This window comes from Pseudomonas sp. ABC1 (assembly GCF_013395055.1).
Lineage (GTDB): Bacteria > Pseudomonadota > Gammaproteobacteria > Pseudomonadales > Pseudomonadaceae > Stutzerimonas.
On the sequence record NZ_CP058349.1, the window covers coordinates 2,602,731 to 2,615,102 of the forward strand.

9 protein-coding genes are annotated in these 12,372 nt (G+C 62.1%); 4 read left to right on the plus strand and 5 right to left on the minus strand.

Going from position 1 to position 12,372, the window contains the following annotated elements:
- Positions 1-25 precede the first annotated feature (25 nt).
- From spoT to HW090_RS11500, 4 genes are all read right to left on the minus strand, one after another.
- Entirely contained in the window at positions 26-2,134 is a 2,109-nt protein-coding gene (gene spoT / locus HW090_RS11485) for a bifunctional GTP diphosphokinase/guanosine-3',5'-bis pyrophosphate 3'-pyrophosphohydrolase (RefSeq protein ID WP_179113661.1), read from the minus strand.
- A 55-nt stretch (positions 2,135-2,189) separates the two neighbouring features.
- On the minus strand, positions 2,190-2,453 hold the full coding sequence (rpoZ, locus tag HW090_RS11490; RefSeq protein ID WP_179113662.1) for a DNA-directed RNA polymerase subunit omega: 264 nt from the start codon (positions 2,451-2,453) through the stop codon (positions 2,190-2,192).
- 167 nt (positions 2,454-2,620) lie between these two features.
- Positions 2,621-3,241 carry a guanylate kinase gene (gene gmk / locus HW090_RS11495; RefSeq protein ID WP_179113663.1) on the minus strand — a complete coding sequence of 207 codons (621 nt, stop codon included), beginning with the start codon at positions 3,239-3,241 and terminating at the stop codon, positions 2,621-2,623.
- Positions 3,242-3,273: 32 nt separating this feature from the next.
- Positions 3,274-4,137, minus strand: coding sequence for a YicC/YloC family endoribonuclease (locus HW090_RS11500; RefSeq protein WP_179113664.1), 864 nt, complete (start codon positions 4,135-4,137; stop codon positions 3,274-3,276).
- A 190-nt stretch (positions 4,138-4,327) separates the two neighbouring features.
- Between HW090_RS11500 and thiI the strand changes: the two genes are divergently transcribed.
- From thiI to HW090_RS11515, 3 genes are all read left to right on the plus strand, one after another.
- Positions 4,328-5,818 (plus strand): tRNA uracil 4-sulfurtransferase ThiI, encoded by a 1,491-nt coding sequence (thiI, locus tag HW090_RS11505; protein WP_179113665.1) that lies wholly within the window; start codon positions 4,328-4,330, stop codon positions 5,816-5,818.
- Positions 5,819-5,930: 112 nt separating this feature from the next.
- On the plus strand, positions 5,931-7,751 hold the full coding sequence (typA, locus tag HW090_RS11510; protein WP_179113666.1) for a translational GTPase TypA: 1,821 nt from the start codon (positions 5,931-5,933) through the stop codon (positions 7,749-7,751).
- 74 nt (positions 7,752-7,825) lie between these two features.
- Entirely contained in the window at positions 7,826-8,284 is a 459-nt protein-coding gene (locus HW090_RS11515) for a DUF1456 family protein (RefSeq protein ID WP_179113667.1), read from the plus strand.
- 86 nt (positions 8,285-8,370) lie between these two features.
- Here the strand turns inward: HW090_RS11515 and HW090_RS11520 are convergent, their stop codons facing one another.
- Positions 8,371-10,437, minus strand: coding sequence for a multicopper oxidase family protein (locus HW090_RS11520; RefSeq protein WP_218673534.1), 2,067 nt, complete (start codon positions 10,435-10,437; stop codon positions 8,371-8,373).
- A 285-nt stretch (positions 10,438-10,722) separates the two neighbouring features.
- Here HW090_RS11520 and HW090_RS11525 point away from each other — a divergent pair, with 285 nt between their 5' ends.
- Positions 10,723-12,366 carry a ShlB/FhaC/HecB family hemolysin secretion/activation protein gene (locus tag HW090_RS11525; protein ID WP_306299173.1) on the plus strand — a complete coding sequence of 548 codons (1,644 nt, stop codon included), beginning with the start codon at positions 10,723-10,725 and terminating at the stop codon, positions 12,364-12,366.
- Positions 12,367-12,372 lie beyond the last annotated feature (6 nt).

Consider the following 12,372-nt stretch of genomic DNA (forward strand, 5'->3'; position numbering starts at 1 on the left):
TTGGTAAAGGCGGCTTGCGATTGCTTCAAGCTTTGACCCGCGTGATGCGGGTGACGCCCTTGATGGTGCGCAGTTTCTTGATGACGTTGGCCAGGTGTACGCGGTCATGCACGCTGACCACCAGTTGCACGACGCTGATGCGGCCATCGCGTTCGTCCATGCCGATCTTCTCGATATTGCCGTCGGCGGCATTGACGCTGCCGGCCAGCAGGGCGATCAGGCCGCGCTGGTGTTCCAGCTCGATGCGCAGCTCGACATTGAACTCGCCGGCGACGTCCTTCGACCAGGACAGCTGGATGCATTTGTCCGGGTTGTTGCGGACTTCGCTGATGTTCCGGCAACTCTCCAGGTGAACCACCATGCCTTTGCCCGCCGACAAGTAGCCGACGATGGGGTCGCCAGGAATCGGCGTGCAGCACTTGGCGTAATTGAGTACCAGGCCTTCGGTGCCGCGAATCGCCAGTGGGCCTTCGGCGGACGGGCTCTCTTCTTCCTCGCTGGCGATCAGGCGCCGGGCGATCACGTAGGCCATGCGGTTGCCGAGGCCGATGTCCTCCAGCAGGTCTTCGAAGACCTCCATGTGGTATTCGTCCAGCACCTGCCGGATGCGTTCGTCGGGAATGTTTTCCAGCGGCGTTTCGAAACCGGCGAGCACTTTGTGCAGCAGGCGTTCGCCAAGGTTGATCGACTCCGAGCGGCGTTGCTGCTTGAGCGCATGGCGGATGTGTGTGCGTGCCTTGCCACTGACCACGAAGTTGAGCCAGGCCGGGTTGGGGCGTGCGCCGGGTGCGGTGACGATCTCCACTGTGGAGCCGCTTTCCAGGGGCTGCGAGAGCGGCGCCAGGCGACGGTTGACCCGGCAGGCGATGCAGGTGTTGCCGACATCGGTGTGCACCGCGTAGGCGAAGTCGACGGCGGTGGAGCCTTTCGGCAGCTCCATGATGCCGCCCTTGGGCGTGAAGACGTAGACCTCGTCGGGGAAGAGGTCGATCTTCACGCTCTCGATGAATTCCAGTGAGTTGCCGGCGCGTTGCTGCATTTCCAGCACGCCCTTGACCCATTGCCGTGCACGCGCATGGCTGTTCTGTACCGGCTCGCCCTCGTTGGACTTGTACAGCCAGTGGGCGGCGATGCCGTTGTTGGCCATCTCTTCCATTTCGCGGGTGCGGATCTGGATCTCGATGGGCACGCCGTGCATGCCGAACAGCGTGGTGTGCAGCGACTGGTAGCCGTTGGCCTTGGGAATCGCGATGTAGTCCTTGAAACGACCGGGCAGCGGCTTGTAGAGGCTGTGCACGACGCCGAGCACGCGGTAGCAGGTATCTACCTTGTCGACCACGATGCGGAAGGCGTAGACATCCATGATCTCGTTGAAGGCTTTGCGCTTGCCGCGCATCTTCTTGTAGATGCTGTAGAGGTGCTTTTCCCGGCCTTTTACGTCGCCTTCCATGCCTTCGTTGTGCAGGCAGTTGATCAGCGACTGCTCGATCTTCTCGACGATCTCGTTGCGGTTGCCGCGGGCGCGACGCACGGCGGCGCGGATGCGTTCGGAGCGCATCGGGTGCATGGCCTTGAAGCCCAGGTCCTCGAACTCCACGCGCATGTTGTGCATGCCCAGCCGGTTGGCGATGGGGGCGTAGATTTCCAGGGTTTCCTTGGCGATGCGCCGGCTCTTCTCGTGCGGCATGGCATCGAGGGTGCGCATGTTGTGCAGGCGGTCGGCCAGCTTGACCAGGATCACGCGGATGTCGCGGGCCATGGCCATGGCCATCTTCTGGAAGTTCTCGGCCTGGGCCTCGGCCTTGGTCTCGAACTTCATCTGGGTCAGCTTGCTGACGCCATCGACCAGTTCGGCGACGGTCTCGCCGAACTGGTTGGCCAGCGCGTCCTTGGGAATGCCGGTGTCCTCGATGACGTCATGCAGCATGGCGGCCATCAGGCTCTGATGGTCCATGTGCATGTCGGCAAGGATGTTGGCTACCGCGAGGGGGTGTGTAACGTAGGCTTCGCCGCTGCGTCGACGCTGGCCGTCATGGGCCTGCTCGGCATAGAAGTAGGCGCGGCGGATCTGGTTGACCTGTTCGGTGGCCAGGTAGCTCGACAGGCGTTCGGCAAGTACGTCTATGGCGGGCAATGCAGAACTCCTTGCCGCAACGGCGCTGCATCAGCGCCTCGGCCGGTCAGATGGATCAGATCGCCTCGTTGGACTCGTCCTCGTACTGGATGAACAGCGGTTCATCGTCGACGATGTCGTCCTGAGCGATTACGTCGTAGTCGACCAGCCCGGAAGCGATCTCGCGCAGGGCGACAACGGTGGGCTTGTCGTTTTCCCAGGCTACCTTGGGCTCTTTGCCGCCGGTGGCCAGTTGACGGGCACGCTTGGTGGCCAGCATCACCAGCTCGAAGCGGTTGTCGACATTGTCCAGGCAATCTTCAACGGTAACGCGGGCCATGGTGTTCCTCGTGGTTCAGTAGCAATGGCATGCCCGGATGGGCGAGCAGACTGGGTAGTCTAGAAAAACGCCAGCCTTATTGAAAGAAAAAGTCGCTGGAAGCGTCAGGCGGCAGGCTGCGAAACGCACGCTCGACGGGCTTTCGGCACCGTCCAGCGCGCTTCGGCCTAGGCCAACAACTCGCTCAGCAGCTGAGTGTGGCGCTTCTGCTGCGGGCCCTGGCGTAGCTGGCTGGCGCGAAAGATCGCCTGCAGGTCGCCCAGCGCGTGGGCGAAGTCGTCGTTGATCACCAGGTAGTCGTACTCGACGTAGTGGCTCATTTCGCTGACGGCTTCGCGCATGCGGCCATCGATGACGTCGTCGCTGTCCTGGCCACGGTTGGTCAGGCGCTGGCGCAGGGCCTCCTGGGTGGGGGGCAGGATGAAGATCGAGCGGGCGAGGGGCATTTGTTTGCGTACCTGCTGGGCGCCCTGCCAGTCGATTTCCAGGATCAGGTCGTAGCCTTCCTTCAGGGTTTCCTCCAGCCAGCGCTGGGAGGTGCCGTAGAGGTTGCCGAAGACTTCCGCATGTTCGAGGAATTCGTCGCGGCCCAGACGCTCGATGAAGTCCTCGCGGCTGACGAAGTGATAGTTGACGCCATCCACCTCGCCGGGCCGGGCCGGGCGCGTGGTATGGGACACCGAAACGCGAACCTGGGGCTGTGCGTCGAGCAGGGCCTTGACCAGGCTGGTCTTGCCGGCCCCGGACGGGGCGGAAATGATGTAGAGGGTGCCGGTTGTCACGGTCATGGAGGCTTTCCGGTAGGGGCCGCGGGGGCCGGTCATTCGATGTTCTGGACTTGCTCGCGCATCTGTTCGATCAACACCTTGAGGTTGACCGCCGCCTGGGTGCTGCGTGGGTCGAAGGCCTTGGAGCCCAGGGTGTTGGCTTCGCGGTTGAGTTCCTGCATCAGGAAGTCGAGGCGCCGGCCGGAGGCTTCCGTGCTTTTCAGGACACGGCGGACTTCCCGGACATGGGTGTTCAGGCGATCCAGCTCTTCAGCGACGTCACTTTTCTGTGCCAGCAGGACCAGTTCCTGCTCCAGCCGCTGCGGGTCGACTTCGGCCTGCATCTCGGCGCAACGGTCGAGGATCTTCTGGCGCTGGACCGTGAGCATCTGCGGAATCAGCTCGCGCAATGTGGCGACTTCATCGTCGATGCTGTCCAGGCGCTCGTTGAGTAGCTGGGAGAGCGCCTCGCCTTCACGGCTGCGGCCTTCGCGCAGTTGCGCAAGCGCTTCGTGGAACAGTTGCAGGGCCTGCTGGTTCAACGCTTGCGGGTCGGCGGCATCCGCCACCAGCACGCCCGGCCAGGCCAGCACTTCCAGCGGATTGAGTGGCGCCGGGTTCTGCATCAGGGCCGAGACCTCTTGGGCCGCTTCGACCAGTTGCCGGGCGCGATCGCTGTCGATCTGCAGGCGCTTGCCGTTGTCGGCATCGCTGAAGCGCAGGGTGCATTCCACCTTGCCGCGAGACAGGCCTTTGCGCAGGGCATCGCGCACCGCGTTCTCGAGGTCGCGGAAGGCCTCCGGCAGGCGCAAGTGTGGTTCCAGGTAGCGATGGTTGACCGAACGGATCTCCCAGCCGAGGGTGCCATGCGGGCTGGCCAGTTCGGCGCGGGCGAAGGCGGTCATGCTGTGAGCCATTGGGCTACCTCTTTGGATCGTGGCGAAAAACGAGGGATTGTAATGTAAAAAACGTGGCTTGGCCTCGGCATGGCGCCGCAGTCTGTCGTCGGCCAGATGCGTGGGTGTGCGAAAAAACGATCAAGGCTTGATCAGTTTCCGCTATACTCCGCGCCCCTCTTTTCGCCCCCTGGCACCCACGCTGCAATCCATGAAGCTGATCGTCAAGGTTTTCCCGGAAATCACCATCAAGAGCACGCCGGTGCGCAAGGCGTTCATTCGTCAGTTGACGAAGAACATCCGTGCCGTATTGCGTGACCTCGATCCCGACGTGCGCCTGCAAGGCGTCTGGGACAATATCGAACTGGAAACCACGGTGCAGGACCCTGCGCTGCTCGATCAGATTCGCCAGCGCCTGAGTTGCACGCCAGGTATCACGCATTTCCTCGAGGTGCATGAATATCCCCTCGGGGATCTCGACGACATCGTCGAGAAGTGCGCCGCACACTACGCCGACCTGCTGCCGGGCAAGGTCTTTGCCGTGCGTTGCAAGCGTATCGGCAAGAAGCACCCGTTCAGCTCGATGGACGTCGAGCGGCATGTCGGCAGCCGCCTGCGGGCGCAATGCGCCGCCGCCGGCATCGAGCTGAAGCGGCCGCAAGTCGAAGTGCGCATGGAAATCCGCGACCAGCGCCTGTTTGTCATACACAGCCAGCACGATGGCCTGGGCGGTTATCCGCTGGGAGCGCTGGAGCAGTCGCTGGTGCTGATGTCCGGTGGTTTCGATTCGACGGTGGCCGCCTACCAGATGATGCGCCGTGGGTTGATGACCCACTTCTGCTTCTTCAATCTCGGGGGCCGTGCCCATGAACTGGGCGTGATGGAAGTCGCTCACTACCTGTGGAAGAAGTACGGCAGCTCGCACCGTGTGCTGTTCATCAGCGTGCCCTTCGAAGAAGTGCTCGGCGAGATTCTGCAGAAGGTCGACAACAGCCAGATGGGCGTGGTGCTCAAGCGCATGATGCTGCGCGCCGCCGCCCGGGTCGCACAGCGCCTGAGCATCGACGCGCTGGTGACTGGCGAGGCCTTGTCGCAGGTTTCCAGCCAGACCCTGACCAACCTCTCGGTAATCGACTCGGCCACCGACATGCTGGTGATGCGCCCGCTGATCGCCAGCCACAAGCAGGACATCATCGATACCGCCCATGAAATCGGTACGGCCGAGTTCGCCAAGAACATGCCGGAGTATTGCGGTGTGATCTCGGTCAACCCGACTACCAAGGCGCGCGGTTATCGCATCGAGAAAGAAGAAGCGCGCTTCGACATGGATATTCTGGAGCGCGCGCTGGAAAATGCGCGGCGCATTTCCATCGACCATGTGATTGATGAGCTGAGCCGGGATGTCCAGGTCGAGGAAGTCGGCGAAGTACTGGCCGGACAGGTGGTGGTCGATATCCGCCACCCCGATCAGAGCGAGGACGAACCGCTGCTGATCGAGGGCATCGAAGTCCGTACGCTACCCTTCTATGCCGTGAACAACCGTTTCAAGGAACTGGACGAAAACCGCCAGTACCTTCTGTATTGCGACAAAGGTGTCATGAGTCGCCTGCATGCCCATCATCTGCTGTGCGAGGGGCATACCAACGTGCGGGTCTACAGACCTGCGAGTCGGACGCTGGAAGCCGGAAGCGGGAAGCCATGAGCAACCGTCCCAGCAACAGCATCGTCATTCGTCGACGGCATCCTCCCGACTGTTCCGTTTGTTTCTGATTTCCAGCTTTCAGCTTCCCGCTTTTACCTAGGATTCCTCAATCGTGATCGAAAATCTCCGTAACATCGCCATCATCGCCCACGTCGACCATGGCAAGACCACCCTCGTCGATGCCCTGCTGCGTCAGTCCGGCACCCTGGAACGTAACGAGCTCAACGACGAGCGCGTGATGGACAGCAACGACCAGGAAAAAGAGCGCGGCATCACCATTCTGGCCAAGAACACCGCCATCAAATGGAACGACTACCGCATCAACATCGTCGACACCCCCGGCCACGCCGACTTCGGTGGTGAAGTCGAGCGCGTCATGTCGATGGTCGACTCCGTACTGCTGGTAGTCGATGCCCAGGACGGTCCGATGCCGCAAACCCGCTTCGTGACCAAGAAGGCCTTCGAAGCCGGCCTGCGTCCGATCGTCGTGATCAACAAGATCGACCGTCCGGGCGCGCGTCCTGACTGGGTCATGGACCAGATCTTCGACCTGTTCGACAACCTCGGCGCCACCGACGAGCAACTCGACTTCCAGGTCGTCTACGCCAGCGCCCTGAACGGCATCGCCGGCCTCGACCACACGGATATGGCCGAAGACCTGACTCCGCTGTACCAGGCCATCGTCGACCACGTACCGGCGCCGACCGTCGACCTCGACGGCCCGTTCCAGATGCAGATCTCCGCCCTGGACTACAACAGCTTCCTCGGCATTATCGGTGTTGGCCGTATCGCCCGTGGCAAGGTCAAGCCGAACACGCCGGTCGTCGCCATCGACGTCGACGGCAAGAAACGTAACGGCCGTATCCTCAAGCTGATGGGCCACCACGGCCTGCACCGCGTGGACGTCGAAGAAGCCACCGCCGGCGACATCGTCTGCGTCAGCGGCATGGACCAGCTGTTCATCTCCGACACCCTGTGCGACATCAACAACGTCGAAGCGATGAAGCCGCTGACCGTCGACGAGCCGACCGTTTCCATGACCTTCCAGGTCAACGACTCGCCGTTCTGCGGCAAGGAAGGCAAGTTCGTCACCAGCCGCAACATCAAGGAGCGCCTGGACAAGGAGCTGCTGTACAACGTTGCCCTGCGTGTCGAAGAAGGCGACAGCGCCGACAAGTTCAAGGTCTCCGGCCGTGGCGAACTGCACCTGTCGGTACTGATCGAAACCATGCGCCGCGAAGGCTTCGAAATGGGCGTCGGCCGTCCGGAAGTGATCATTCGTGAAGTCGACGGCGTGAAGCAGGAGCCGTTCGAGAACGTCACCATCGACATCCCCGAGGAGTCCCAGGGCAAGGTCATGGAAGAGATCGGCCTGCGCAAGGGCGACCTGACCAACATGTCGCCGGACGGCAAGGGCCGTGTGCGCCTGGAGTACAACATCCCGGCGCGTGGCCTGATCGGCTTCCGTAACCAGTTCCTGACCCTGACCAACGGCGCGGGCATCCTGACCTCGATCTTCGACCGTTACGACACCGTCAAGCCGGGTGCCATGTCCGGCCGTCAGAACGGCGTACTGGTGTCGATCGATACCGGCAAGGCGCTGACCTACTCCCTGGAGACCCTGCAGGCGCGCGGCAAGCTGTTCGTCGAGCACGGCCAGGAAATCTACAACGGTCAGATCGTCGGCCTGAACAGCCGCGACAACGACCTGGGCGTCAACCCCACCAAAGGCAAGAAGCTCGACAACATGCGCGCTTCGGGCAAGGACGAAACCATCGCCCTGGTGCCGCCGGTTCGTTTCACACTGGAACAGGCCCTGGAGTTCATCCAGGACGACGAACTGTGCGAAGTGACGCCGAAGTCGATCCGTCTGCGCAAGAAGATCCTCGACGAAGGCGAGCGCACCCGCGCTGCCAAGAAAGCCAAGGTCTGATTCGCCGTTGCAGACAAAAGGCGCCCTCCGGGGCGCCTTTTTCATTGATAGAGATTCGAGACAGAGAACCTTTCATGCTGAACAACGATGTGCTGCGCAGCCTGCGCTATGTGCTGAATGTGAATGAGCGCGGTATCGTCGAGATCACCGCGCTGGGTGGGCTCGACGTGAGCGAGGCGGAAGTGGCCGCTTACCTGAAGCGGGACGATGAAGAAGGCTATGTAGTTTGCAAGGACAAGGTCATGGCGCACTTCCTCGATGGCCTGGTGGTCTTCAAGCGTGGCCGTGACGAGCGTCGCGCCGGATTGCCCATCGAACTGCCGGTTACCAACAACATGGTGCTGAAGAAGCTGCGCGTGGCGTTCGAACTGAAAGAGGACGACTTGCACGACATTCTGCGGTCGGTGGATTTTCCGGTATCCAAGCCCGAGCTGAGCGCACTGTTCAGAAAGGCCGGGCACAGTAATTACCGTGCCTGCGGTGACCAACTGCTGCGCAACTTCCTCAAGGGGCTGGCGTCGTTCGGCAAGTGAGGCGCGCCCGCCGTCTGCCGGCCAGAGTGTAGCTCTGCGGTCTCCAGGGTGACGAAGCGGTTGTTTCATCACCCTGGAAGTTGCCATCAGTGATGATGCCCCGTGGCGGGCTTGCCTTTGGCGTCGGGCAGAGCGACACGGATGAGTTGCATCATGCCCTGGTCCTCATGGTCGAGGATGTGGCAGTGCAGCACGAAATCGCCGATGTAGCGTTGATAGCGTGTGCGTACCACCACGGTGTAATACTCGGGCGGTGTGCCGAAGTCGGCCAGGTTCTTCACCCAGAGCGTGTCCTTCCATACGCCCTTGAGGCTTGGGTATTGCGGGTCCGGCGTGCCGCCCGCGTCATCGATTGCGCCGACTTCGCTGACATCCCGCCCGTTCGGATCGAGAATCCTGACGACCTGGAAGGGATTCACATGGATATGGAACGGGTGGCTGACGGCATCGGAGCGCAGCGTCCACTCATCCACGCCGCCGAGGGGGAGCGTCCGATCTATGCGACCTGGCTTGAAGGGTTCGCCATCGACCAGGAAGTTGAAGGCTTCCCCTTGCTTCGTGATGTTGAACGACAGCTCTTGGGTGCCGGTCACTTCGTTGTCTTCAATGTCGGCATGCGGTACGAAGCGGCTGAGACGCAGGCCGTCGCGCAAGTCGCGGATGACTGTGTCGCGGACTTCCCTGTTGAGGATGTTCCGCTCTGCGGCGATGCTCAGCTCGTTCACCAGATACTTACTGATGTTGCCTTGCACCGACCGCCCTTCGGCGACCCTGACCAGGCCCAGCAGTTGCCGGGACGGTGCCGGACGGTCAACGGAGGCCGTAGCCGGCGCGGCCGCATCGATCACGCAGTAGGTGCCCGCTTCGGGAAATACCATCAGGCTGTCCCAGCGATAGCCGGGCTGGTAGATCGTCTGCTCCTGGCGAAGCGTCTGTTTCAGCGTCAGGCCATCGGCGGCGACCAGGTGCTGGGGCAGTGGTGGGGCTGAGCAGTTCTGCGCGATGAAACTGTCCTGCTCGGCGGCGCTGAGGTTCTGCGCGCTGCCGGCCCCGGGGCGGAGCTTGCGGAATTGCAGGTTGACCGTGTCGCGAACGCCGCCGTGGATCACCCGCCAGCGCTCGACGTTGCCGGCTTGTGCGTCTTCGAAGAAGGGCAGGACGCGCCCGTTGATGCTGGTATAGCGCCCGGAAGCGGCCCATTGTCCGGGGCCGAACAGGTCATAGTTGTCGATCTCGCCGACATCGCCCTTGTCGCAACGGTAAGTGCCGTCGGCATTGGTCTTGATCTTGCCGTCCTTGTGGCGGCAGGCGTACTGGATCTGTTGCAGGACCAGTACGCGCTCCTTGAAGGGCTGCTCGTCGGATGGTTTCAGCAGGGTATCCAGGTCGCCGGTGCGCGCCAGTGTCGGCTGGCGATCCCCACGAATGACCAGTGCCCCGGCCATGCCGCTGGAAACCTGGAGCGCGGTGGAGCCGTGCAGGTGGGTGTGATACCAGAAGGTGCCCGCGGGATGGTCGGCGGGAATGTTGTATTCGTACTGGAAGCTGACCTGAGGCTCGATGGAGAGGAGCACATTGTCGCTGTTGCCGGACGGGCTGATCCAGAGGCCGTGGGTATGCAGGTTGGTGCCGTTGAAACAGTGCGGGTCGTTGATGCCACCTGGCGGTGTCGTGCAGGTGGGGTCGTCCGGTAGCTGGTTGTTCAGGTTGATACGCAGGGTGTCGCCCGGGCGGGTTTCCAGCATCGGAGAGATGAACGGCACGTCGGGGTCTATTCCGGTGCCCTGGTAGCTGCGCAGCTTCACGGTGTCATAGCGGTTGGGGCTGGCCGGGTTGCGCAGGGTGCCTTCGGTGTAGGTGACGTTGAGGTCGACATAAGCCTCCCGCGGTCCCGTGTCTTCCCCTGCGGCCTGCTCAGCGCCCAGCAGTGGTGGCTCGGCGGTATCGGTACTGCGTAATTCCAGGCGCGGCGGATCGCTGACCACTTGCCTGGGGTCGTCGCGGTTCGTTGCGGCATGAAGGGCTGACGGCGCCAAGCTGCAGAGTGTCAGGCACAGGGCCAGGCTTTGCTGGAGTGGCTGTAATGCAAACCGGTTTGTGCGTTCCTGCCGTGCCAGTTTGCGGACGGAATTGTTGCGTGTACTGGGCATCATCCTTGATTCCTGTGTGGTGAACCGCAGGAATCTATAGCGATACCAGGGCGCTGCGCAAGCGGGATTGCCATGTCGGCTGCTGAGGCAGATGCGCTGCCGTATCGCTTGTGACTACTGGGCCGTCGTGCGCCTGTACATGGATGTCCTGCTTCGGGTGTGGCTATTTGCTATCTATTATGGAATGATTCTCAGGCGTCATATTCGTTTTTCACACATGGATCAGTGTCACCAATGGATGGTGTTCTCATACGGCTGTTGCCGTGCATCGCTCTTTTCTTGATATCCATGGGCGCCTTCTGCGCCGACCCTTCCCCGGGGGATCTCGACTGGATTCGCGAGCGGCAGGAGCGGTTGCTGGAGCAACAGCAGCAGCGGCTCAAGGAGTTGCAGCAACTGCCTGGCGGTCGCTCTGATTCTCCGCCGCCAGCGACCCCCGCTGATGATAGCTGCTACCCGATCCAGCGGATTCATCTGCAGGGCGCCAACCTGCTGGACGCAGCGCAGCAGCGTGCGCTGGTGGCGCCTTTCGAGGGGCGCTGTCTGGGCATTGCCCAGCTCAACGAATTGCTGAAAATCGTCACGCAGTACTACCTCGATCATGGTTATGTGACGTCGCGGGCCTACCTGGCCGAACAGGACTTGAGTTCCGGCGAGTTGACGCTGCAGGTCGTCGAGGGACGCCTGGAGGGCCTCGACTCTTCCGCCCTGGCCAGCCAGCGTGAACTGGCCATGGCCTTTCCCGGGCATGCCGACGGCTATCTGAATTTGCGGGAGCTGGAGCAGTTGGTCGATCAGTTGGGACGCCTGCCGTCTCGTCCTGCGCAGCTCGATCTGGTGCCGGGGACGCAAGTGGGCGGCAGCCGCGTGCGCCTGTCCGGCGAGCCAATGAAGCCCTGGCGCGTGTCGCTGAGTCGACACAACGAGGGCCAGCGCAGCACAGGAGAGCAGCAGTTGGCGCTGGGGCTTGAATGGGACAGCCCGCTGGGGCTTGCCGACCAGTTCGGGCTGCGCGGATCGGGCGATGCCGTCACTGATACCTGGCGACATTCGGCCAGCCAGTCGGCCACCTACAGCATTCCCTATGGCTGGTGGCGGCTCGACTACTCCTACAACCAGAGCTACTACCGCACGCGTGTGGAAAGCAGTGGGCAGCTGTTCGAGAGCGACGGTGAAAGCAAGCAGCATCAGTTGCGCGTCGAGCGTGTCCTGCATCGCGACAGCCTGGGCAAGTCGGCGATGAATCTCGGGTTGGCACACTTGCGCACCCGCAACTACATCGAGAACAGCCTGTTGCAAGGCTCCAGCAATCGCCTTACGGAATTACAGCTGGGTTTCAACCATGGCCGCCGGGTGAAGAACGCCTTCGTCAACATGGACCTGGGCTGGCAGCGCGGTATCGGCGCGCTGGATGCCCAGCGCAACGAGCGTGCCAGAGGCTCGCAGCCGGTCTCGCGCTACAACAAATACAGCCTGACCCTCAGCTACCTGCAACCGTTTTCCTTCCTTGGCCAGTCCTTGAGCGTCGACAGCCTGTTCAACGCACAGCGCAGCGAAGACGTGCTCTACAGCCCGCAGCGAATCAGCCTGGGCGGGCTGTCCTCGGTGCGTGGTTTCAAGGAGCAGTCGCTGAGTGGCGACAGTGGGTATTACTGGCGCAACCAGGTTCGCTGGCGGCATCCGGTGACCTGGGAAGCGCTACGACCTTTCGTGCGCGAGTATGGATTGCTGCTGGCCTATGACCGTGGAGCGATCAAGGGCACTGCGTACAACACGGGACAGCATGGGCGTGTCAGCGGCAACGCCGCAGAGTTTTCGCTACGCGGCGAGCACATGGCCGTCAGCCTGACCCTGGCCCATTCCCTGGAGCGCCCCGATGCCTTCGCGCAGCGGGAAAGGCCCGTGCATTTTCGCGTCGACCTGTTTTTCTGATTCGTT